Origin of the sequence: Lysinibacillus composti, assembly GCF_016908465.1 — a bacterium.
Lineage (GTDB): Bacteria > Bacillota > Bacilli > Bacillales_A > Planococcaceae > Ureibacillus > Ureibacillus composti_A.
Genome location: NZ_JAFBDY010000004.1, coordinates 1 through 22,955, shown reverse-complemented (window position 1 = coordinate 22,955; position 22,955 = coordinate 1). Strand labels below are relative to the sequence as shown.

At 37.2% G+C, this 22,955-nt stretch carries 22 protein-coding genes, 1 rRNA gene and 1 riboswitch; of the genes, 5 read left to right on the top strand and 18 right to left on the bottom strand.

The window, feature by feature from the left end; translation table 11 throughout:
- Positions 1-49: 49 nt before the first annotated feature.
- From pcrB to JOD29_RS06340, 4 genes are all read right to left on the bottom strand, one after another.
- Positions 50-742 carry a heptaprenylglyceryl phosphate synthase gene (pcrB, locus tag JOD29_RS06355; RefSeq protein ID WP_124763811.1) on the bottom strand — a complete coding sequence of 231 codons (693 nt, stop codon included), beginning with the start codon at positions 740-742 and terminating at the stop codon, positions 50-52.
- A 198-nt stretch (positions 743-940) separates the two neighbouring features.
- Positions 941-1,255, bottom strand: coding sequence for a YerC/YecD family TrpR-related protein (locus JOD29_RS06350; protein ID WP_124763810.1), 315 nt, complete (start codon positions 1,253-1,255; stop codon positions 941-943).
- A 23-nt stretch (positions 1,256-1,278) separates the two neighbouring features.
- The gene (locus JOD29_RS06345; protein ID WP_124763809.1) at positions 1,279-2,319 is read right to left on the bottom strand and encodes a DUF3048 domain-containing protein; all 1,041 of its coding nucleotides are present in this window, start codon (positions 2,317-2,319) and stop codon (positions 1,279-1,281) included.
- A 14-nt stretch (positions 2,320-2,333) separates the two neighbouring features.
- Positions 2,334-4,064, bottom strand: coding sequence for an adenine deaminase C-terminal domain-containing protein (locus tag JOD29_RS06340; RefSeq protein ID WP_124763808.1), 1,731 nt, complete (start codon positions 4,062-4,064; stop codon positions 2,334-2,336).
- A gap of 188 nt (positions 4,065-4,252) precedes the next feature.
- On the opposite strand from JOD29_RS06340, the gene JOD29_RS06335 reads away from it, so the two are divergent.
- Positions 4,253-4,906, top strand: coding sequence for a DUF2892 domain-containing protein (locus JOD29_RS06335; RefSeq protein ID WP_124763807.1), 654 nt, complete (start codon positions 4,253-4,255; stop codon positions 4,904-4,906).
- A gap of 193 nt (positions 4,907-5,099) precedes the next feature.
- On the opposite strand, the gene purD is transcribed toward JOD29_RS06335, so the two are convergent.
- The 13 genes from purD to JOD29_RS06270 form a co-directional block, all read right to left on the bottom strand.
- Complete coding sequence (gene purD / locus JOD29_RS06330; protein WP_124763806.1) at positions 5,100-6,356, bottom strand: phosphoribosylamine--glycine ligase; 1,257 nt, start codon at positions 6,354-6,356, stop codon at positions 5,100-5,102.
- Between the two features lie 278 nt (positions 6,357-6,634).
- Positions 6,635-8,161 carry a bifunctional phosphoribosylaminoimidazolecarboxamide formyltransferase/IMP cyclohydrolase gene (gene purH, locus JOD29_RS06325; protein WP_124763805.1) on the bottom strand — a complete coding sequence of 509 codons (1,527 nt, stop codon included), beginning with the start codon at positions 8,159-8,161 and terminating at the stop codon, positions 6,635-6,637.
- Between the two features lie 156 nt (positions 8,162-8,317).
- Positions 8,318-8,899 (bottom strand): phosphoribosylglycinamide formyltransferase, encoded by a 582-nt coding sequence (gene purN, locus JOD29_RS06320; RefSeq protein WP_124763804.1) that lies wholly within the window; start codon positions 8,897-8,899, stop codon positions 8,318-8,320.
- On the bottom strand, positions 8,899-9,954 hold the full coding sequence (purM, locus tag JOD29_RS06315; RefSeq protein ID WP_124763803.1) for a phosphoribosylformylglycinamidine cyclo-ligase: 1,056 nt from the start codon (positions 9,952-9,954) through the stop codon (positions 8,899-8,901). The genes purN and purM overlap by 1 nt, the downstream gene beginning before the upstream one ends.
- A gap of 23 nt (positions 9,955-9,977) precedes the next feature.
- Positions 9,978-11,402, bottom strand: a complete 1,425-nt coding sequence (gene purF / locus JOD29_RS06310; RefSeq protein ID WP_124763802.1) for an amidophosphoribosyltransferase — start codon at positions 11,400-11,402, stop codon at positions 9,978-9,980.
- A complete protein-coding gene (gene purL, locus JOD29_RS06305) occupies positions 11,378-13,606 on the bottom strand; it encodes a phosphoribosylformylglycinamidine synthase subunit PurL (protein WP_124763801.1) in 2,229 nt (742 codons plus the stop codon). The genes purF and purL overlap by 25 nt, the downstream gene beginning before the upstream one ends.
- Positions 13,596-14,276, bottom strand: a complete 681-nt coding sequence (gene purQ / locus JOD29_RS06300; protein ID WP_124763800.1) for a phosphoribosylformylglycinamidine synthase subunit PurQ — start codon at positions 14,274-14,276, stop codon at positions 13,596-13,598. The genes purL and purQ overlap by 11 nt, the downstream gene beginning before the upstream one ends.
- A gap of 2 nt (positions 14,277-14,278) precedes the next feature.
- Positions 14,279-14,527, bottom strand: a complete 249-nt coding sequence (purS, locus tag JOD29_RS06295) for a phosphoribosylformylglycinamidine synthase subunit PurS (protein WP_124763799.1) — start codon at positions 14,525-14,527, stop codon at positions 14,279-14,281.
- 2 nt (positions 14,528-14,529) lie between these two features.
- Positions 14,530-15,240 (bottom strand): phosphoribosylaminoimidazolesuccinocarboxamide synthase, encoded by a 711-nt coding sequence (gene purC, locus JOD29_RS06290; protein WP_124763798.1) that lies wholly within the window; start codon positions 15,238-15,240, stop codon positions 14,530-14,532.
- 73 nt (positions 15,241-15,313) lie between these two features.
- A complete protein-coding gene (gene purB, locus JOD29_RS06285; protein ID WP_124763797.1) occupies positions 15,314-16,609 on the bottom strand; it encodes an adenylosuccinate lyase in 1,296 nt (431 codons plus the stop codon).
- 14 nt (positions 16,610-16,623) lie between these two features.
- The gene (gene purK / locus JOD29_RS06280) at positions 16,624-17,748 is read right to left on the bottom strand and encodes a 5-(carboxyamino)imidazole ribonucleotide synthase (RefSeq protein ID WP_124763796.1); all 1,125 of its coding nucleotides are present in this window, start codon (positions 17,746-17,748) and stop codon (positions 16,624-16,626) included.
- A complete protein-coding gene (gene purE, locus JOD29_RS06275) occupies positions 17,745-18,233 on the bottom strand; it encodes a 5-(carboxyamino)imidazole ribonucleotide mutase (protein ID WP_124763795.1) in 489 nt (162 codons plus the stop codon). The genes purK and purE overlap by 4 nt, the downstream gene beginning before the upstream one ends.
- Before the next feature lie 145 nt (positions 18,234-18,378).
- A riboswitch (purine riboswitch) is annotated at positions 18,379-18,478 on the bottom strand.
- Between the two features lie 109 nt (positions 18,479-18,587).
- Positions 18,588-18,776 carry an NETI motif-containing protein gene (locus JOD29_RS06270; RefSeq protein ID WP_124763794.1) on the bottom strand — a complete coding sequence of 63 codons (189 nt, stop codon included), beginning with the start codon at positions 18,774-18,776 and terminating at the stop codon, positions 18,588-18,590.
- Between the two features lie 236 nt (positions 18,777-19,012).
- On the opposite strand from JOD29_RS06270, the gene JOD29_RS06265 reads away from it, so the two are divergent.
- The 4 genes from JOD29_RS06265 to JOD29_RS06250 all read left to right on the top strand — a co-directional run bounded on the left by JOD29_RS06265 (position 19,013) and on the right by JOD29_RS06250 (position 22,602).
- The gene (locus JOD29_RS06265; RefSeq protein ID WP_124763793.1) at positions 19,013-19,720 is read left to right on the top strand and encodes a response regulator transcription factor; all 708 of its coding nucleotides are present in this window, start codon (positions 19,013-19,015) and stop codon (positions 19,718-19,720) included.
- On the top strand, positions 19,717-21,090 hold the full coding sequence (locus JOD29_RS06260; protein WP_124763792.1) for a sensor histidine kinase: 1,374 nt from the start codon (positions 19,717-19,719) through the stop codon (positions 21,088-21,090). Before JOD29_RS06265 ends, JOD29_RS06260 begins: the two co-directional genes overlap by 4 nt.
- Entirely contained in the window at positions 21,087-21,884 is a 798-nt protein-coding gene (locus JOD29_RS06255) for a PepSY domain-containing protein (protein WP_124763791.1), read from the top strand. Before JOD29_RS06260 ends, JOD29_RS06255 begins: the two co-directional genes overlap by 4 nt.
- Positions 21,885-21,996: 112 nt before the next feature.
- A complete protein-coding gene (locus JOD29_RS06250; protein ID WP_124763941.1) occupies positions 21,997-22,602 on the top strand; it encodes a PepSY domain-containing protein in 606 nt (201 codons plus the stop codon).
- 248 nt (positions 22,603-22,850) lie between these two features.
- Here JOD29_RS06250 and rrf read toward each other — a convergent pair.
- Positions 22,851-22,955 (bottom strand): 5S ribosomal RNA (gene rrf / locus JOD29_RS06245); the annotation flags it as partial.

Genomic DNA, 22,955 nt, shown 5'->3' with positions numbered 1-22,955 from the left:
TATACTATAATCTTACTAACCTTGGCGAATTTAGATTCAAGCAAATATTCTAAATCGAAACATTCTTCACTGCTTCGACTGTTTTTAACGCTTCTTTTAAATCTTCATATATGATATTTCCAACAATAATTGTATCTGCTAAATGGGCCATCTCTTCTGCCTGCTGTGCAGACTTGATGCCCCCACCGTAGAATAATTTTGTTTCATTTAATACTTCTTTTACTGAAGAAACAATGTCGACATCTCCGTAGGTACCGCTATATTCCAAATAAAAGATAGGTAATTTAAAGTAATTCTCTGAAAGACGCGCATAGGCGATCACATCATCCATTGTTAAATCGGTATTTGCATTCGTTGCTTTTGCGACCTTACAATCAGGATTTAAAATACAATATCCTTCAGCAATTAACTCATCCCATACCATGATATCTCCGTATTCTTTAATTGCTTGATGATGAAGATCTTTCACCCATTTCGTATCCGTACTATTTAATACAGATGGTATAAAATAATAATCAAAACCAGGAGTTACAGACTCGATATTTGATATTTCGAGAGCAATTGGAACTGTATAGCGACGTACACGTAGTAAAATATCAATAACATTATCAATCGTTACACCGTCTGTTCCCCCTACTATAATGACGTCAGTTCCTGACTCACAAACTTTTTCTAATGCTTCATCTGAAATTTCTTTTGCTGGATCAATTTTGAACACATGGCGCCAATTTTTATAATCCATCTTATTTCCCACCTATTCGTTTATCTAATCTCGTTTACAAGTATAGCGTAAAGTAATAAAAAGCGAAAACGTCCACTTAAGTATTAACATCGCTCTATCTCATCTTATTAATGCATTTGTTTGTTCTTATTCTTTAACATTAGAATAGGCTGTTTAAAAAGTCACAATGGGACTCATTAAACAGCCTACTACAAAAAACTATTTAGCCTGGAATGGTTTTTCATCAGGATATAATCGACCTAACATTTCATCGTATGTATCGTTCCCATAATCGAAACAACGACGTACACGAGAAATTGTTGCAGTAGAAGCACCTGTTTCTTTCTTTATTGCTTCATAAGTTTTTTTCAAGCGCAATAAATGTGCTACTTCAAAACGTTGAGCTAATGATTGTATTTCGCTAATTGTACATAAATCGTCAAAAAATTTATAGCATTCGTCGAGATCTTTTAACTCTAAAACTGCTTTAAACAATTGATCGGTTTGATGTCCTCGAATCTTGTCGATTTGCATTCATACCCATCCTTTCTCTTGTGCTACGAATATTTTACAGATGTTTCTATACCCGGATTGGATGGAACAAAATGAACCCACGTTTTTCCAGGTACTAATTTAACTTCGGTTCCATCTGGTTCAAAGGCTTTTAGTAAACCATCTACATTGTCCCATCTTACTTCTCGCATCATGCCCTCTTGGAATACATACGCTGTTCCACCTGTTGTGATATCAATTTCGCGACGTCCTGCATTATCGATTATTTGGTGGTCCATTTCAAAAAATAAAATATTAGATAATGCGATTGGTTCATTTGTTAAAGCATCTATTGTTTCTACATTGTCTGATTGGCGAGCATATGTGTTACTACTTACATTATATTTATAGGAACTATTGAACACATCATGGCTACTATACCTAATAGATACTTCATTTGCTTGTGTTCCTATTTTAACACTTTCTTCTTCATCATAAAACGTATAAGACACTTTTTTGTGATAAAGAAGTGAAGTGCCAACTTTTTCTGCAGCTACTGGTACATTTTCGCCTGAAATATAGGAATTATGCGGTGCCACACGATCTGTTGAGCGTTTGAAAATAGTCCCATCATATGCCATACCATTTATGTTGTCCACTACCCCATTCATTAGCATAACTTGTGCTTCTGGACTATACCCATGTGCAATATAAAATGCATCTAAACCTTGTGCAATTTCCACAAAATAAGATCGTGCACTTCGAATAGGCCCAATATTATCAGGTACTTCAGACTGATACAAAGCTAGTAATCTTGTAACATCACCTTCAGCTAGCATCTCATAAATTACATCCGCAGATGCAATTCCTGATTGTGGTCTTGCATCCGGATGGTTGTTGATTGTTGCAATGACCGGCCGCATAGTTACTTCATCAGCTACTTTTTCCCCTGTAAAAGGCATTACATAAGAGGGCTCCGCTACTTCTTCAGTAACTGGAATTGTTTGTTCCTCAACCTCTTCTTTTACTGTCTCATCTTTTCCACATCCGACAAGCATAATTGTCGAACATAGAGCTATAGAAAATATCCCTTTTTTTAACAACATATTCTATCCCCTTTTTAGCGCATAACTGCTGGTATAATTACACTTTTTTTCATTACATCATAAATACCTAATGGCGTAATCCGTATATAAGGTAAATGGGTAGATTGTAAAAACAACAAAGTATATATTGCATCTGTATGATGATATCCACGCTCTTTTAATTCTGCTTTTAATTTTAACTCTAATTCAATTAAATCATCAACATCACCATCGTAAGCAGTACCACCAATTGTTAATGGAATTGAAGAGACGACTTCATTATTCTCAATTAGGGTAATTCCACCATTCATATTTTTTACTTCCTCAAAAGCTCTCTTCATATCCGGTATACTTTTCCCAATTATAATAATTTCCCCGGTACATGAATATGAAGATGCGAATCCTTTTACATCTTTCGCAAAACCTTTAATCATTGTATTAACACGCCACTTACCTTTTCGATCAATCAGCATTAAATAACTTTCATCGCTTGTTGAACATAGCTCATTATTGCTAAACTGAGTTTGAATTGTAAATGGTTTTGTGATTACATCATTCACCATTTGAAGACCAATTGGCATTGAAAATTGGAAATCATCATCATTTAAATCAAAATCTATTTTTAATTTTGGTACAGGTGACCAATTGATTTTCGGAAAGTGATCCTGTTTTTGGTTTTCTTTTTTCAACCATACCCCTTTTGATAAGACAGCTTCTGGAGTTGGAGTGAATTCGTCCTTAAGAATATTAATGTTGGCCAAACGACCAGTTGCAATTAATCCATGCAAGTGAGATAGATTATAATAACGAGCAACATTAAAAGAAGCCATATTGTAAGCGTACACTGGCGGAACACCTACATCTAACGCAACTTGAATACATTTATCCATTACACCGTCCTGATGAAAACTAGGTGTTGAACCGTCTGTTGTCATCATTAAATGGTCAAATATATTTAGATCCTTTTCCAAAACCCCTTTTAAAAGCTCTGGTAAGTCAGGTCGAATCGAAGAATATCTCAACGTTACATCAATTCCATGTAAGATCCTACGTTCCACCTCTTCAATTGTCATTGCTTCATGATCACCATCTGCACCAAGAAGTTTTAGACGAGCTAATGTACGTTCCGATGCGCCTGGGAAGTGGCCTTCTATTTTTTTCCCCTTTTGCTTAGCCATTTGAATCCAATAAAGCATTTGGTCGTCCCCATTAAGTAAGCGTGGCCACCCGGTTAACTCTCCACCCAGTAAAACATCCTCACGTTCTAACCAAGATAGTACTGATCTATTTGTAAACAATTCATCTTCATTACCTAGTTCAGTTTGTGAATCAAAACGAGCCCACCAATAAAACGAAAACGGTAAGTCATTCAATCGATTGATAATTGAAAACGCTTTCTTATTTGATAAAGATAGAAAGAATATCATGTTGTCTGATATAAAGGTAGTCGTCCCACCTTGTGAGGCAAAATCTGCAAATGACTGTGGATGATACAACTGAAATGGATGAACATGTGGCTCAATATAACCCGGTACAACAGTTTTACCTGCTAAATCAATTACTTCTGTTCCACTTAATTGAGCCGGCATTTCTGTTCCAACATATACAATACGGTTGCCGAGGATCCATATATTTCCTTCCAACCATGTTTTCAGCATACTATGTAAATACCGCGCATTTTTCAAAACAATTGAAGGCGCCAATTTTCCATCAATAACTGCGACTTGCTTTCGAAGTTCATCGATTTTCCATGTAGATACAGGCATTTTTTACACTCCCTTCTTTCCTTAAAAGATTTTTAATCCGGTTATTCGTTATCTATATGCACATACTAAATTTACTTATTTTTGAGTGTTTTTATTTCGATTATACGTAATCGTATCACAGCACTTTAACAAATTAAAGTGCATTTCACTCAAATTTAAAACACATTTACAAAAGGAGCTGATTTACATTGCTAGAAGAAAACATCTCAGAGAGAAGCGGTTTTGTTCGCTTGGCATTAGGAGCAGGTATAACAGCTTGCGGTATTGCTCACCTAGCACGTGAAAATTCAAGCAGAACATTAGGATCATTACTAGTTACTGCAGGTGCACTAAAAATAGCAGAAGGGATTTTCCTACACTGTCCTGCAAAGGCTTTAGTTAGCAGAAATATAAATGATGCAGTATCTACATCATTTGAGAACTTTTTAGATGGCGACAGCCTAATGCAAGCTTTCCGTGATACGTATGCCAATACTAGTTCTCAAAATGGCGGTGGTCAATCAACTTCAGCCCAAGGGCAATCTAGTTCAGGCTCTTCAACACAAGGGGGTCTAGCCCAAGTTGTAAGTGCCGCAGCTCAAGGGGTCCAATCACTTTCAAATTCTTCTCAGAGTAAACCATCTAATACCACTAATTCATCGCAAGATGCGCTAACACAAGCAGCAAATAAGGCTGCAAAAACTATAGCTGGTGGTGGTTCTGTTGAAGGAGCTATTTCAAAAGTAGCCTCATCAGTAGCTGGCTCTCAAAATAATCAAAATAAATCTAACAACAACCAAAACAAGCAGAACAACCAGAAAAATAACAATAATAATAAAAACAATGCAATTAATCCTTCTTAAGGATAAATTGACAAGAAAAGAGCAAGAAGAACGTTTAGATTCTTCTTGCTCTTTATTATATGGTAATAATTTTAACTTCATTCCTAAGTAGCCTCTCTTGCTTCTTAAGTATGTAGTTAAACTTCCGCATATGACGAAAACGCAGGACACAGTCACAAATGCTCCAAGGGACATTTAATTTTTATTATTAATTTTATTTAAAAGTTCTCCAACCAATATCTTTTCTGAAGAAGAATCGATCCCAAGAGTGTTGGCCAATTCCAGCATATACTTTTTCTTGAGCTTCTTTTAATGAATCAGCTTTTGTTGCAACTAATAACACACGTCCACCGTTACCTACAAATTGTCCGTCAACCAGTTTTGTGCCGGCATGGTATACTTCATAGTTCTTGCTTATTGCTTCTAAATTAGGAAGAGGACTTCCTTTTTCTACATCGCCAGGATAGCCTTCAGCTGCTATTACGACACCTAACATTGCTTCATTTGTCCATTGTAGGTCAAAATACTTTTCTTCCATTAATGATTTCATAAATAACCCAAAGTCAGAAGTCATACGTGGTAGTACAACTTGTGTTTCAGGGTCACCGAAACGTGCGTTAAACTCAATTACTTTAGGGCCTTGAGCTGTTAAGATTAAACCTGCATAGAGGATCCCTGTAAAGGAAACGCCTTCCTCTTCCATTGCTTTGACAGTTGGCTCCACAATTTCGATATATGCACGAGAAACGACTTCTTGTGGAATTTGTGGCACTGGGGAATACGCTCCCATTCCACCTGTATTTGGACCTTTGTCTCCATCGTAGGCACGTTTATGGTCTTGTGCAATCACCATTGGGTAAATTTGACCTTTATGAACAAATGACATAAAGGAAAATTCTTCACCATCTAAAAACTCCTCAATGACTACACGTGATGAAGATTCACCGAAACGTTGATTACCAATCATATCATTGATAGCGTCAATCGCTTCTTCTTCTGTCATCGCAACAATTACACCTTTACCAGCTGCTAAACCATCTGCTTTGACTACAATAGGAGCTCCTTGTTCTTTAACATAGTTGATTGCACTTTTTGCTTCTGTAAATGTTTCGTATGCTGCTGTAGGGATATTGTATTTCTTCATAATTTCTTTCGCATAAGATTTACTTCCTTCAATTCGAGCAGCTGCTTGTGTTGGTCCAAAGATTGTTAAACCTTCCTCGTTAAAGAAATCTACAATTCCTCTTGCAAGAGGTTGTTCTGGTCCGACGAATGTTAAATCTATTTTATTTTCTTTAGCAAATTGGGCTAATTCTTTAAAGTTCATTGCATCAATGGCTACTACTTCAGCGTCTTGACGCATTCCATCGTTCCCTGGAGCAACGTAAACCTTTTCTACAGAGGGCGCGATGCTAAATTTCTTTGCAATTGCATGTTCACGCCCACCACTTCCGATGACTAGAATGTTCATTTGAATTACCTCCCTATTGTTTTATGATTACTTTTGGATTTTTGGTGTTAGTTTGGTTCCTTGGTTTCCGTTATGTGCGAGTTCGACTACTTTACATGTGACTTTGTACTGATTAAGTTCGTTTTCCCTCTACACGTCCATGCTCTTCACACAAACAGTTAGCTTTTCTAAAAGGAAAGGAATCTTTACTCTTCAAAAAACGCTCGCCTCCTCAAAGACGAGCGTTTGATACCCTGTTCTATAGCATTAGCTTTACGAGCCGCCTCCGCTTTCCTTTATTAATGTTTAAAATGTCTAACCCCTGTTGTAACCATTGTAATACCAGCAGCGTTTGCTACTTCGATTGAGTCTTGGTCACGGATTGATCCACCTGGGTGAATAATCGCTGTAATACCTGCAGCGATTGCTGTCTCAACTGTATCAGGCATTGGGAAGAATGCATCAGAAGCTAATGCAGCACCTTTTGCTTTGCTGCCAGCTTGTTCTAAAGCGATTTTTGCCGCACCAACACGGTTCATTTGTCCAGCACCAATTCCAAGTGTCATTTGTGCATCATTTACAACGATTGCGTTTGACTTCACGTGTTTAACAACTGCCCAACCAAGTTTTAATGCTTCCCATTCTTCTTCAGTTGGTTCGCGGTCTGTTACCACCTTAATGTCCGCTTCGTCGAAACCGAATTTATCGTCTTCTTGAACTAATAAGCCACCTTCAACAGATACAACTTTATATTGATCTTGTTTTTCTTGAGCAAAGTTGATTGTTAATAAACGGATATTTTTCTTTTTTGTTAAGATTTCTAATGCTTCTTCAGTAAATGAAGGTGCAATAATAATCTCAAGGAAGATTTGCGAAAGTTGCTCCGCTGTTTGTACGTCTACTTCACGGTTTAATGCAACGATTCCACCGAAGATGGATGTAGAATCCGCTTCATACGCTTTGTTATAAGCTTCATAAATCGAAGCACCTGTACCAACGCCACATGGATTCATATGTTTCACTGCAACTGCTGCTGGAATATCAAATTCTTTTACAATTTGAAGTGCTGCGTTTGCATCTTGAATATTGTTGTAAGAAAGCTCTTTACCATGTAATTGAGTTGCATACGCCACTGAGAAGTCAGAAGCTAATCGTTTTTGATAAAACGCTGCTTTTTGGTGAGGATTTTCACCGTAGCGTAATGTTTGTTTTAATTCATATGTCATAGTCAAATTCTCTGGGAATTCATCTTCAGTTAAATAATTTGAAATGTATGAATCATATGCAGCTGTATGACGGAATACTTTAGCGGCTAGACGTTTACGTGTTTCAAGTGTAGTAGCGCCTTCAGCTTTTAATTCTTCAATTACTTGTGCATAGTCATTTGAGTCTACAATTACTGAAACGTATTGGTGGTTTTTTGCAGCTGAGCGTAGCATTGTTGGGCCACCGATATCAATGTTTTCAATTGCATCTTCGAAAGTTACATCTGGTTTTGAAATTGTTTCTACAAACGGATATAAGTTTACACAAACAATTTCAATCGGTTCAATACCGTGTTCATCCATTTGAGCTTTGTGAGAAGGATCGTCAAACTTTCCTAATAAACCACCGTGAATTAGTGGGTTTAGAGTTTTCACACGACCATCTAAAATCTCTGGGAATTTTGTTACTTCATCAACTGCTGTCACAGGTACGTCATTGTCAGCTAATAATTTTTTTGTCCCACCAGTAGATAAAATCTCATATCCTAACGCTACTAATTCTTTTGCGAAGTCTAAAATACCATCTTTATTTGAAACACTAATAAGTGCACGTTTAGTCACGATAAAATCCTCCAGTATATTCATAAAGTCATTGTCTTAACGTTTCGCAACATTCAGACTTCAAAAATTTAAGTTATGTAAATGAAGAAAGGCTTTGAGTTCTTTCAACTACTAAGCTTTCTGCATTGGCTCCTAGTAAAACACACATTAACTATGTTAGTGTAGTTTCGATGTTGGGTTTAAAAGCTGTATTAAAGATTTTTTATAAAGTTCATGTTCAACTGTATGAATCCGTTCTTCTGTCGCTTCACGATTGCCCTCAACAACTTCTACTGCGGCTTGCGCTAAAATTGGTCCTGTATCCATACCTTCATCTACAAAATGAACCGTAACTCCTGTTATTTTAACCCCATGCTCCATTGCTTGGCCGATTGCATCCTTACCTGGAAACGAAGGAAGCAATGAAGGATGGATGTTAACGATCCGATTTGGATAGGCTGAAAGTAAAGTATTCCCAATTAAACGCATATAACCAGCAAGTATAATCCATTCTACTTCTTTATTACGAAGCGCTTGAACAATTTCTGCTTCATATGCAGCTTTTGATTCATATGATTTTGCCGAAAAAGCAAAAACCGGAACCCCAAAGTTTTCGGCTCTTGTCACAACATAAGCATTTGGCTTATCCGTTATAACAAGCTCAATTTTTGCATCAAGCTCTCCATTTTCAATTGCTTCTTGAATTGCTTGGAAATTGCTCCCACTACCAGAAGCAAATACGGCTACTTTCGTTGTCATTAAACTAAGCTCCCATCATGAGAACCTTTAAATACAACACCTTCACCTTTAATTACACGACCAATTTTGTATGCTTTTTCGCCATTTGATTCAGCAATTGCGACAACGCGGTCCGCTTCTGACTCTGGAACAGAAAGAACAAAGCCAATTCCCATGTTAAATACGTTATATAGATCCCGATCAGCTAGTGCGCCTTTTTCTTTTAGGAACTCAAATATACGTAAAACTGACCAAGAACCTAAATCGATTTCAGTAGCTAATCCTTCTGGCATCATACGTGGTAAGTTTTCATAGAAACCGCCACCTGTAACGTGAGCCATACCATGGATTTCTGTTTGTTTTAACATATCTAATACAGGTTTAGCGTATAGTTTTGTTGGGACGAGAAGCGCTTCACCAATTGGTCCAAGATCTTCGTAACCTTCTACTACTTCATCGACAGCATATCCATTGTCAGCAAAAACAATTTTACGAACTAGTGAATAACCGTTTGAGTGAACACCACTTGAAGCGATCCCAACAAGCACATCACCTTCTACAATTTTTTCACCTGTAACTACGTTTGCTTTTTCTGCAGCACCTACTGCAAAACCTGCTAAATCATATTCATTTTCTTCATAAAGACCTGGCATTTCTGCTGTTTCTCCACCAATTAACGCCGCTCCTGATTGAACACAACCATCAGCAACACCTTTAACGATTTGCTCAATCTTAACAGGATCTGCTTTTCCTACTGCTACATAATCTAAGAAGTATAAAGGTTCTGCTCCTTGTGCAACAATGTCGTTCACACACATTGCTACACAGTCGACGCCGATTGTATCGTGTTTATCTACCATAAATGCAAGTTTTAGTTTTGTCCCAACACCATCTGTACCTGAAATAAGAACAGGTTCTTTTAAGTTTAATGAAGACAAGTCAAACATGCCTCCGAAGCCACCAAATGTTCCCATTACACCTAATCGATTTGTGCGTTCAACATGTGATTTCATTCGTTTTACTGCTTCGTAGCCAGCTTCAATATTAACGCCCGCTTGTTCATATGCTTTTGACATGAATTATCCTCCTTTTGAATCCTTTAACGTAAAAGTTCTTTTTCATGTGGTAAGACTGTATCTGGATAAATTTCTGTAGGATACTTTCCAGTAAAGCATGCTAAGCAAAGCCCACGATTTTCGTCATCAAATGGACGTGCAATGGCTTCAACCATTCCCTCTGGTGATAAGAAGGTCAATGAATCCGCGCAAATTTCCTCACAAATTTCATCTACTGTTTTACCAGTAGCAATTAATTCTTCGTCTGATGAAATATCAATTCCATAGAAACATGGATTTGAAATAGGCGGTGAAGAAATCACTACATGCACTTCTTTAGCACCTGCTTCTTTTAACATTTTTACAATTCGACGTGAGGTAGTTCCACGTACAATTGAATCGTCTACCATTACAACACGTTTACCTTTTACCACTTGAACAACTGGAGCTAGTTTCATCTTCACTCCACGTTCACGTAGTTCTTGCGTTGGTTGAATGAACGTACGACCTGTATAGCGGTTTTTAATTAACCCCAATTCATAAGGAATACCACTTTCTTCAGCAAAACCAATTGCTGCAGATATACTTGAATCCGGTACACCTGTTACTACATCAGCCTCAATACCTGCACATTCTAATGCCAGTTGTTTCCCCATACGTTTACGAGCCATATGGATATTGATTTGATCAATATTTGAATCAGGACGTGCGAAGTAGACATATTCCATTGCACACATAGCACGTTGTTCCATGTCAACATAACGATCTTCTTCGACACCTTTATCAGAAATGACTACTAGCTCACCAGGCTCAATGTCACGAACAAACTCTGCACCGATTAAATCAAAGGCATTCGTTTCAGAAGCCACAACCCAAGATTCACCTAATTTTCCAAGTGATAATGGACGTAAGCCATTTCTGTCACGTGCGACCATTAGGCTATCCTTCGTTAAAATTAATAATGAAAATGCACCTTTTAATAAAGAAAGAGCTTCTTTAACTTGGCCACGAAATGTTGGTTGTTTACTTTTCTTAATAAGATGAACAACAACTTCTGTATCTGAAGTGGAATGAAAAATACTACCAGAACGTTCTAAATGTTGTTTTAAATGACCAGCATTAACTAAATTCCCGTTATGTGCAACCGCAAGAGTGCCAGTTGAAGAACGGAACAATAGTGGTTGAACATTATCAATACCACCGCCACCAGCAGTTGTATAACGAACATGGGCAATTGCTGCATTTCCAATCGCACTTTTTAGTTTTTCTTCGTTAAATACATCATTAACAAGTCCTTCACCTTTTACCGCACGGAGCTGCTGGCCGTCAGTTACGACGATACCAGCCCCTTCCTGACCACGGTGTTGAAGTGCATGAAGACCATAATAGCTTAAATGGGCAGAATCATTATGACCCCAAATTCCGAATACCCCACATTCTTCGTTTAAGCCTCTGATTTCAGCAAGCATGGGATAGCTCCTTTCCAAGCAGTACGGAATTCATCAACAGTTCCTTCTAAAAGTACACCCTGTTCTCCGTTAATCGTTACTTTTGCGTCATCAGTTACAATACCGACTTTTTTCGCTTCAGATACAACTTCTTCGAATCGTGCTGCATTTTCTTCTTTTACAGTGACAACAAACCGAGATTGAGATTCACTGAATAATGCTGTTACTGCTGATCCTTCTAATGTTACATATAAACCTAAATCATTTGCTCCAAATGCTTTTTCAACTAATGCTACTGAAACGCCACCTTCAGAAACATCGTGCGCAGATTGAACTAAACCTTCACGAATTGCAGTTAACAATGCTTGTTGACGTGCTGCTTCAATGTCTAAGTCAATTGTTGGTGCTTGACCAAAGATTTTACCGTGAACTAACTTTTGTAATTCTGAACCACCAAATTCAGTTTTTGTTTCACCGATTAAATACACGACGTCGCTAGCACGTTTTACTTCTTGCGTTGTTACGTGTGCTAAATCTTGTACTAAGCCGACCATCCCGATTGTTGGTGTTGGGTATACAGCTTCACCTGAACGTTCGTTATAAAGTGATACGTTACCACCGATAACTGGTGAATTTAATGCAGTACATGCTGCTGAAATCCCGTCAGCTGATTTTTCAATCTGCCAGAAGATTTCTGGTTTTTCAGGGTTACCAAAGTTTAAGCAGTCTGTAATTGCTAAAGGTTGACCTCCTGAAGCAATGATATTTCGTGCAGCCTCTGCAACCGCAATTTTACCGCCTGTTTCAGGATCTAAATAGATATAACGTGAGTTACAGTCAGTTGTCATTGCAAGACCTTTATTTGTTCCACGTACACGTACAACTGCTGAATCAGATCCAGGTGTTACGACTGTAGAAGTACGAACTTGGTAATCATATTGGTCATAAACCCATTCTTTTGAAGCAACAGTTGGCGCTTGAAGTAAAGATTTTAGTGTTTCTTTATAATCTTGAACTTCTGGTTCAACGTTATCCATTGCTTGGAATTCAGCAAAGTATGCTGGTTCAGCAGATGGTTTATGGTAAACTGGTGCGTCTTCTGCAAGTGCATCAGCAGGTACTTCTGCAACCACTTCACCTTTATGAACTAAGCGAAGCATTTTGTCATCTGTTACGTGGCCAATCGCAACAGCATCTAAACCGTATTTATCGAAGATTGCTTTAATCTCATCTTCGCGGCCCTTTTTCACAACTAGTAACATACGTTCTTGAGATTCAGATAACATCATTTCATATGCTGTCATTTCTGTTTCACGTTGAGGTACTAAGTCTAAGTTCATTTCAACACCTGAACCAGCTTTAGATGCCATTTCAGCTGATGATGAAGTAAGACCAGCAGCACCCATATCTTGAATACCAACAAGAGCATCTGATTTAACTACTTCTAAACAAGCTTCAAGTAAAAGTTTTTCCATGAATGGATCTCCAACTTGAACCGCTGGACGCTTTTCTTCAGAAGCTTCTGAAAGTTCTTCCGATGCAAATGTTGCTCCATGGATACCATCTCGACCTGTTTTTGCACCAACATACATTACTGTGTTACCAACACCTGCTGCAATTCCACGTTGAATATCTTTATGATCAATTAGTCCAACACACATTGCGTTAACTAATGGGTTCCCTTCATAACAAGGGTCAAATTGAATTTCTCCCCCAACAGTTGGAATTCCGATACAGTTTCCGTACCCAGCAATTCCCGCTACAACTTCTTCAAATAGGTATTTACCACGTTCAGTTTTTAACTCACCGAAACGTAAAGAATTTAACATCGCAATTGGGCGAGCACCCATCGAGAATACGTCACGGATAATTCCACCTACCCCTGTTGCAGCCCCTTGGTATGGCTCAATTGCTGAAGGATGGTTATGTGATTCCATTTTAAATACAACGGCTTGCTCATCACCAATGTCCACAATTCCTGCACCTTCACCAGGTCCTTGTAAAACTTGAGGGCCTTTTGTAGGGAATTTACGTAGAACAGGCTTTGAGTTTTTATAAGAACAGTGTTCAGACCACATTACAGAGAATAACCCTGTTTCTGTCCAGTTTGGAAGACGACCTAAAATCTTCTCAACCATTTCAAATTCTTCATCTGACATCCCCATTTGTGCATAAAGCTTTTGTTCCTTAATTTGTGCACTTGTTGGTTCATGTTTAGCTGACATGTGATTCCCTCCACTGCTTAACGATTGATTTAAATAATGCTAGTCCATCATCACTACCTAATAATTCATGTACTGCACGTTCTGGGTGTGGCATCATGCCAAGCACATTTCCACGTTCGTTGATGATCCCTGCAATATCTACAAGACTTCCGTTTGGATTTTCACCAGAGTATGTAAAGACGATTTGATTATTCTCTTTAAGTTTTGCTAGAGTTTCATCGTCACAATAGTAATTTCCTTCACCGTGAGCGATTGGAATATTAATTGTTTGGCCTTGTTCGTATTGATTTGTAAATAACGTATTGTTATTTTCCACCTTCAATTCAACTGTACGACACATGAATTTTAAGTTTTGATTACGAAGTAACGCACCTGGAAGCAAACCAGCTTCAGTTAAAATTTGGAATCCGTTACAAACACCTAGTACAGGTTTACCAGCTTCAGCAGCCTTTTTTACTTCAGCCATTACGTTAGATTGGTTAGCCATTGCACCGCATCGCAAGTAATCACCATAGGAGAACCCTCCTGGAACAAGAATTCCATCAAAGCCACTTAAATCTGTTGCGTCATGCCATACGTATTCTACTTCTTCACCAAGTTCGTCCTTAATTGCATGATACATATCGATGTCACAGTTCGACCCAGGGAAAACGAGTACTGCGAATTTCATAATTAATTAGCCTCCTCGACTTCGAAGCGATAGTCTTCAATCACTGTATTTGTAAGAAGTTTTTCACACATTTCTTTCACAATTGTGTCAATATCACGATCTGTTTCACCAATTGTTACTTCTAAATATTTACCGATTCGTACATCTTCTACTTCGTTATAACCAATCTTTCCTAATGATCCTTTTACTGCAGATCCTTGTGGGTCTAAAACACTCTCGCGTAAAGTAACGTAAATTTTAACCTTAGTCATTATTATTGTCCTCCAAGTCTAGAAAGAATAATTTCATATACTTCTGTTAAGCTACCTAAATCACGACGGAATACGTCTTTATCTAATTTTTGTTTTGTTTCTGCATCCCATAAACGACATGTATCTGGAGAAATTTCATCGGCAAGTAAAACATTGCCTTCTGAGTCACGACCAAATTCGAGTTTAAAGTCAACTAAAATAACACTAACTTCTTCAAAGATTGGTTGTAATACACTATTTACTTTCAACCCTAATTCATAAAGTTTATCTACTTCTTCTTTCGAAGCAATACCAAGAATATCAATATGATCGTTATTAATGAATGGATCACCTAGTGCATCATCTTTATAGTAAAATTCAACTATTGTTCGTTTTAAAGGAGTACCTTCTTCAACACCTAGTCTTTTTGCAAGACTACCTGCCGCAATATTTCGAACAACTACTTCAATTGGAATAATGTCAACTTTTTTAACTAATTGTTCATGATCTGAAATTTGTTCAACGAAGTGTGAATCAATACCATGTTCTTTTAGTTTATTGAATATTACAGTAGTAATACGGTTGTTTAAAGTGCCTTTCCCTTCAATTTCTGCCTTCTTTTCACCATTAAAGGCTGTTGCACTATTTTTATATTCAACGAACAATATTTCTTCATTATCTGTAGCATATAATCGTTTAGCTTTACCTTCATATAAAAGTTGACCTTTATTCATGTCGTGTTCCTCCATTATGTTTCATACAGTGAACTTTTGGGTAGTTCACTGTATGAGGGTTAAATATAGCTAATTAGTTTAATCCAAGACGTTCGAAGATCATATCAACATTTTTAATGTGATAGTTATAGTCGAAGCAATCATCAATTTCTTCTTTTGTTAGTAGAGAAGTAATTTTTTCATTTGCTTCTACAAGTGGACGGAATTGCGTTTGTTCATCCCATGCACGAGCAGTAAGTGGTTGAACTGTATCGTACGCTTCTTCGCGAACTAGACCTTTATCAATTAAAGCTAGTAAAATGCGTTGAGAGTAAATTAAACCAAATGTACGATCCATGTTACGCTTCATGTTTTCTGGGAATACTGTTAGGTTTTTCACGATATTGCCGAAACGATTTAACATGTAGTTAAGGGCAATCGTTGCATCTGGAAGAATGACACGTTCTGCAGATGAATGTGAAATGTCACGTTCATGCCAAAGCGATACGTTCTCATAAGCTGTTAACATGTAACCACGAATTAAACGAGCCATACCTGTCATATTTTCAGAACCGATTGGGTTACGTTTATGAGGCATTGCAGAAGAACCTTTTTGACCTTTTGCGAACGCTTCTTCCACCTCGCGCGTTTCTGATTTTTGTAATCCACGAACTTCTGTTGCAAACTTTTCAATTGAAGTTGCAATTAAAGCTAATGTAGAGAAGTATTGTGCGTGACGGTCACGTTGTAATGTTTGTGTTGAAATTGGTGCAGCTTGTAAACCTAATTTTTCACATACATACTGTTCAACAAATGGATCGATGTTCGCATAAGTACCTACAGCACCTGAGATTTTCCCAGTTTCAATTACTTTAGCAGCATAGTCGAAACGTTCTAAGTTACGTCTCATTTCTTCAAGCCATAGAGCAAGTTTTAAACCAAATGTAGTTGGTTCAGCATGTACACCATGTGTACGTCCCATCATAACTGTATATTTATGTTCTTTTGCTTTTTCAGTTAAGATATTAATGAAGTTAACAATATCTTTACGTAAAATTGTGTTTGCTTGTTTAATTAAATAAGATAATGCAGTATCTACTACGTCTGTAGAAGTTAAGCCGTAGTGCACCCATTTACGTTCTTCACCTAATGTTTCAGAAACTGCACGAGTGAAAGCTACAACATCGTGACGAGTTGATTGTTCAATTTCATAAATACGATTAATATCGAAAGAAGCATTTTGACGTAGTAATGTAACATCTTCTTTAGGAATAACCCCAAGTTCTGACCAAGCTTCACAAGCTAAAATTTCTACCTCTAACCATGCTTTAAATTTGTTTTCTTCTGTCCAAATTGCTCCCATTTCTGGGCGTGTATAACGTTCGATCATGTTTACTTCTCCTTTTATTCTGACCAGATATCAGATTTCTCAATTTCACTTAGTGTTTCCTCAATATCATCCGTCATAATGGTAACATGTCCCATTTTACGATTTACCTTTGCTTCTGCTTTACCGTATAAATGGATAGACCAGTTCGGATATTTTGATATGGAATTACTTAATGGTACCACGTGTTGCCCTAATAAATTAACCATAATAGATGGTTGCATTAATTTTGGCTGACGTAATGGCCATCCACAAACTGCGCGAACATGCTGACCAAATTGTGAAATGTTACATGCTTCAATTGAATAGTGCCCTGAGTTATGAGGTCTTGGCGCTAATTCATTAATCACGATTTGCCCATCTTCAAGGACAAACATTTCTACAGCTAATGTACCTACAAGTTTTAGATAATCCGCAATTTTCATTGCAGCTTCTTGTGCAAGTGATAAGGTTTCATCTGCAACACGTGCTGGTACAATTGTTTCATGTAAAATGTGATGCACATGGATGTTTTCTCCTACTGGAAGACAATATGTCTCCCCAAACCCATTGCGTTGCACAATAACGGATATTTCTTTTGTAAAGGGTACAAAGCCTTCAACAACGCACTGTGAATGTTCAAATAGCTTTTGGGCTAACGGCAAATCTTCAACTCCATTTAATTGTTGTTGCCCTTTGCCATCATAGCCTCCACGAGCTGTTTTCACAATACTTGGGAAACCAATTTGATCAATTTGTTCGACTAGCTCTTCATATGAGTTTACAACTAAGTAAGGAGCTACTGGACACCCAGCCTTCACAATCGCCTCTTTTTCCGTTACACGATTTTGAGTTATACGGACTAAATCCGCACCTTGAGGGATATATGCTATTTCGGTTAATCTCTTTAACCCCTCAAAGTCTATATTTTCAAATTCATAAGTAATGACATCACTTACTTCAGCTAATTCCTCTAACGCTGCTTCATCATCATAAGGGGCTACAATTCGAACATCAGCAACTTGACCACAAGGAGAATCCATCGCAGGTTCTAACACCGCAATTTTGAACCCTGCCTCTTTTGCAGCTAATGCCATCATTCTTCCTAATTGGCCACCGCCAATAATTCCAATTGTTTGACCTGGATAAATTACCTTTGTCACACTAAGTCACCTGTACTTTCTAACACTTGTTGCTTAATCGATTCACGACGAGCGTCAAGTAGCTGTGCTAATTCTTGATCTGTCGTTGATAAAATCTGCGCAGCTAGTAAACCTGCGTTTGTTGAACCGGCTTTACCAATTGCGACCGTTGCAACTGGCACTCCACCAGGCATTTGTACGATAGAAAGTAATGAATCCAATCCGTTTAATGCTCTTGATTGAACTGGAACACCAATTACCGGTAACGTTGTTTTTGCAGCAACCATCCCCGGTAAGTGAGCAGCACCACCAGCACCAGCGATAATTACTTGAATTCCTCTAGAACGTGCTGATTCTGCATACTCAAACATTAAGTCTGGAGTTCTATGTGCAGAAACTACTTTCTTTTCATAAGGTACTTGTAATTCATCTAAAATGTCACAAGCATGTTTCATCGTTTCCCAGTCACTTGAACTTCCCATAATGACTCCTATTTTTGGATTCATACTTTTCTAGCTCCCTTTTTACGAAATTATTAAATATAAAAAATCCTCAAATACCCTACCTTCTATCCGAAGAAAGCAGGATACTTGAGGAAGTCGATTAAACGAAAAGTAGTGTGAGTCTTCCAAACTACCATTTCATCACGTTCCAAAAGTTGCTTTCCCGCATAGTCCGACGTTTACGGTGTCGGGTAGAAACACTAGAGCCATATTCTCTAGCATATATGTGGGTTACGTCTTTACGTAATTACTTTACCTGTACACATTTTAACAAGGCTTTTATAGAAAATCAATGAAAAAATGCGAACGATAAATTTTCAGAAAACGGTAATGTTCGGATTTTGACTTATTTTCATTTTAGTTTTCAACTTTAATCCCTTTAAATTTAATTTTTTGACGTAAGTACGTTGGTTCTCCATTTACAAGATGAAACATCGGTTCTTCCTTACGCCCCATTGGCATATAGCCTTCAATTTTCATCCTTTCTAGACATTGTTCAATTGTTTCATTTTCCTCTACTTCAAACCAAATTTGTTTTTTACTCATTGTTCATACCCTTTCAATATTTGTAGTTACTATATTACGAAAAGAAGTTGTTGGAAAGAAATATTTAATTTGCTTAACTTCATTTAGTATTAGTCTTCTAATTTTTTTATTTTGACATACTTACTTAGGAAGTAATAACTAAAAAGGAAAATTGCAGGTTAATTCTCATCATATTTTAATGTTTCTTCTGTATTATTTAACTTATACAAATATTAATAACGGTGAGTTGATAAATCATGGAAAAGAAAATATTAATTATTGAAGATGAAGAGAACATTGCTCGTGTATTGCAGCTTGAACTTCAATTCGAAGGCTATATTGCAGATGTTGCACATACTGGTACAACTGGTCTGATTAAATACCGTGAAGGAAGTTATGATTTAGTTTTACTTGATTTAATGTTACCTGAAATGAATGGACTTGATGTTTTAAAGCGAATCCGTGCAACAGAACAATCAACTCCTGTCATATTATTGACAGCAAGAGGAGAGGTAGAAGATAAAGTGAAGGGCCTTGACCTCGGAGCAAATGATTACGTTACAAAACCATTTGAAATTGAAGAACTACTTGCTAGAATTCGTGCTACACTTCGGTTTGCTAAACCCTCTTCCACACAAGAAGAAGAAAATTTAGATCTTCATTTAATTTCATATGGTCAACTTTCACTTCATGAACAAACGAGAGAAGTTTTATATTATGGGACTCCTATTCAATTAACCCCTCGTGAATACGATTTACTTAATTACTTACTTAAGCATCCAAAACAAGTATTATCACGTGAACAAATTTTAGAGTCAGTTTGGGGCTTTGACTATTATGGTGATACAAACGTTGTTGATGTATATATTCGATATGTTCGCCAAAAGCTTGAGGCAGCCCATAATTCTCGAATAATACATACGGTCCGTGGTGTCGGGTATGTATTAAAGGAGTCTAGTTCATGAAGCTTAAAAGCAAAATACATCTATTTACAACCATACTTATGCTACTTCTTTTAGTAGTGATCAATTTCAGTGTTTATGTATTATTTGAAAAGATCTCAATGAATACAGAGTCTGAACAGCTAAATGCAAGGTCAGAGGAGCTTTTGATGACGCTACAATCATTAGATCTCAGCATAGATTCAGATCAAGTACTAAGGGCTTATATGCCTTCGAACGGAGCCATTCGTGTAGTTAATGAACAAGAGAAGCCAATCACAATAGTCGAAGCAGCTCTTTCATTTGATCAGTTTGACGTTAAAAATTTCACTAACAAAGGAACTTACTCCATTAGTAAACTTAATGATATACCTGTCATTATGGTTGAAGTTCCAGCGATATGGATAGACGGATCAATTGTTAAACTCCAGATGCTCCAACGACTAGACGAAGTAGCTTCCAATATGGAACTTTTAAAGCTCACTTTTGTCGTTGTCATCATTTTAGCTACCATCCCAATCCTATTGTCAAACATGATTTTAAGTGGAATCATTCTTCGTCCAATTGAACAATTAAGTGCTGCCATGAAAAAAAGCTCCACCTCTGGTACCTACGAAAAAATAGAGGAAGCAAATGACGGACGTGATGAACTTGCTCAGATTGGCCGAACTTTTAATGGGATGATGAAAACGCTCGAATCGAACTATAAGAAACAACAGCAGTTCGTATCCAATGCCTCACACGAACTAAAAACGCCATTAACCGTTATTGAGAGTTATGCAAAACTTTTGGTACGACGTGGCTTTTCCAATGAAAAAGTAGCATATGAAGCTTTAGATGCCATCGTAAATGAATCACAACGAATGAAAGATATGATTGAGCAGATGCTTCAACTTGCAAAAAATAAAGAAAATATTTCACTTTCCATTTCGAAAATAGATCTGCATAAATTAATTGATAATACACTATCTCAAATGCAGCAGGCATACAACCGACATTTTGAGTTACAATCAGAACTTCATCTTGATATTTATACAGACGAACAAAAACTAAAGCAACTATTGTTTATCCTCTTAGATAATGCCCGTAAATATAGTGAAGATCAAATACTCGTCCAAATCTCAAAACAAAAGGCTCACATTGAAATTGAAATTCGAGATTTCGGAGTAGGCATTCCAAATGATCATATACCTCATTTGTTTGATCGTTTTTATCGTGTTAGTCAAGATCGCAATCGTAAGACTGGTGGTACCGGGCTAGGTCTGTCAATTGCAAAAGTAATAGCCGAACTTCTACAAATTGAAATAAAAGTAGAAAGTGAAGTAGGCGTCGGTACAAAGTTTACGTTAACAATACCGATTCAGATAGGTGAACTAAAGGAGGATAGCCAATGACAGCTTATAAAAAGTGGATGATTTCATTAATCATACTTATGCTTGGCATAACAGTTAGTGTCATTTGGACTATTCAGGATCGATTTTATAAGGATGAGCTGATAACAATACAAGAAGCGTCTAAAAAAATAGAAGCCCTTTACGGTGGTAGCATAGAATCATTTGAACAAAAAGGCAATGTCTTTTATATGGTACTTGAAAGAAATGGACTTTCATATAACTTACAAATGGATGCAAAGACAGGTGATCTTTCATCCATTACAAAAGACCCTAATTCCAAAACTGTAATTAAAACAGTCGAAGAAGTTCGTTCATTATTAAATGCAAAAAAGAAAGGGTCCATTTTATCAATAAAACTACATGGGAATGAAGAAGTTCCACAATATGTTGTAGAGGCTTCTGATCAAAATTTAAAGAAAACTATTATTGTTGATGCTAAAACAGGTGAAGTAGTATCTGAAAAAGTTAAGGAACCAAATATTGCCCCTCCTAGTTCAACAGTTATTTCAATCGAACGTGCAAAGCAAATTGCCCTTTTCCAATTAAGTGGAACAGTTCAATCCGTTACGTATAAAGATACATCTGATGGTGGTTATTATTTGGTTTTTGTTAATGGAAGCAATATGGATGCTACTTTTGAAATCCACGGAATATCAGGTAAAGTTCTTTCAGTAACACAACAACTAAAACCTACAGATGATGATGAGGACGATGGGGATGAGGACGATGGGGATGATAATAGCCCTGAACAAGATGACGATGATGATGACGATGACCATAGTGAGGATGACTAATAATGAGATTCTCCTAATTCAATTCTCATGAAATTCTAATCTACCTCTTCCTTTCCTTTCATTTTAATCCAGTATCATAAACGTATCAAAAGATGTTAGGAGATGTTAGGAGATGAAGAAAGTAGTTTTAGTTTCAACATTATTAGGTGTTATGGGTATTGGAGGATTCATTGCTATTGTAGGTGGGGATGTAGTTAGTTCTGCCAATAGCTCAGAAAAACTAACAGTTGGGCAAATTGAAAAGAAAGCACTCCAAGCAGTTAACGGAAGAATTACAGAACTTGAGTTTGAAAAAGAAGGCATGAGAAGCTTATACGAGGTCGAGGTAACTACAAAAGATGCAGAATATGATTTGAAATTTGACGCACTAACTGGTGAATTGCTAAAAAAAGATAAGGATTTATTAGACTTAGATGATCGACGCGATGGCGATTTTGATGATAATCCAACTAGTCAAAATACTATTGTTAACAGTGTTAAGGTTGACGATCAGGATGATAACCAAGTTCAGCAACCTGTGAAGACAAAATCAACAACTGCAACTCAAAAAACAGAAACACAAAAAAGCACTAACCCTACCCCAACAAAAGTATTGGTTACGTATGATGACGACCTTTACGACGATGATCGTTATGGTGATGATGACCTATATGACGACGATCGATACGATGATGATGACGATGACGATGACGATGATGATGACGATGATGATAATTAATTTAACATTTAACTTTAAAAACCCACTAGATTACTGTGGGTTTTTTATTGCTCTATTTCTAAATAACAAACAATTCGTTATGAGTGACACATCAAATCCTCTGTACCAACTGCTTGTTTACTGTTGGTTTTGCTCCTTTGTTTCCTTGACCTTATCTTTGTTTAAACGGCAATCTAAATCACATTTTTAGTTGAAGGGTTTATTATATAAAATAAAAAAAGCCTAAGCTATTGCTTAGACTTTAACTTGCGTAGCGACGTCCTACTCTCACAGGGGGAAGCCCCCAACTACCATCGGCGCTAAAGAGCTTAACTTCCGTGTTCGGTATGGGAACGGGTGTGACCTCTTTGCCA

Coding starts and splice junctions, on each gene's coding strand:
- pcrB (WP_124763811.1), bottom strand. CDS start 742: ATGGATTATAAAAATTGGCGCCATGTGTTCAAAATTGATCCAGCAAAA.
- JOD29_RS06350 (WP_124763810.1), bottom strand. CDS start 1,255: ATGCAAATCGACAAGATTCGAGGACATCAAACCGATCAATTGTTTAAA.
- JOD29_RS06345 (WP_124763809.1), bottom strand. CDS start 2,319: ATGTTGTTAAAAAAAGGGATATTTTCTATAGCTCTATGTTCGACAATT.
- JOD29_RS06340 (WP_124763808.1), bottom strand. CDS start 4,064: ATGCCTGTATCTACATGGAAAATCGATGAACTTCGAAAGCAAGTCGCA.
- purD (WP_124763806.1), bottom strand. CDS start 6,356: ATGAACATTCTAGTCATCGGAAGTGGTGGGCGTGAACATGCAATTGCA.
- purN (WP_124763804.1), bottom strand. CDS start 8,899: ATGACAACGAAAGTAGCCGTATTTGCTTCTGGTAGTGGGAGCAATTTC.
- purM (WP_124763803.1), bottom strand. CDS start 9,954: ATGTCAAAAGCATATGAACAAGCGGGCGTTAATATTGAAGCTGGCTAC.
- purF (WP_124763802.1), bottom strand. CDS start 11,402: ATGCTTGCTGAAATCAGAGGCTTAAACGAAGAATGTGGGGTATTCGGA.
- purL (WP_124763801.1), bottom strand. CDS start 13,606: ATGTCAGCTAAACATGAACCAACAAGTGCACAAATTAAGGAACAAAAG.
- purQ (WP_124763800.1), bottom strand. CDS start 14,276: ATGAAATTCGCAGTACTCGTTTTCCCTGGGTCGAACTGTGACATCGAT.
- purS (WP_124763799.1), bottom strand. CDS start 14,527: ATGACTAAGGTTAAAATTTACGTTACTTTACGCGAGAGTGTTTTAGAC.
- purC (WP_124763798.1), bottom strand. CDS start 15,240: ATGAATAAAGGTCAACTTTTATATGAAGGTAAAGCTAAACGATTATAT.
- purB (WP_124763797.1), bottom strand. CDS start 16,609: ATGATCGAACGTTATACACGCCCAGAAATGGGAGCAATTTGGACAGAA.
- purE (WP_124763795.1), bottom strand. CDS start 18,233: ATGAATCCAAAAATAGGAGTCATTATGGGAAGTTCAAGTGACTGGGAA.
- JOD29_RS06270 (WP_124763794.1), bottom strand. CDS start 18,776: ATGAGTAAAAAACAAATTTGGTTTGAAGTAGAGGAAAATGAAACAATT.
- JOD29_RS06265 (WP_124763793.1), top strand. CDS start 19,013: ATGGAAAAGAAAATATTAATTATTGAAGATGAAGAGAACATTGCTCGT.
- JOD29_RS06260 (WP_124763792.1), top strand. CDS start 19,717: ATGAAGCTTAAAAGCAAAATACATCTATTTACAACCATACTTATGCTA.
- JOD29_RS06255 (WP_124763791.1), top strand. CDS start 21,087: ATGACAGCTTATAAAAAGTGGATGATTTCATTAATCATACTTATGCTT.
- JOD29_RS06250 (WP_124763941.1), top strand. CDS start 21,997: ATGAAGAAAGTAGTTTTAGTTTCAACATTATTAGGTGTTATGGGTATT.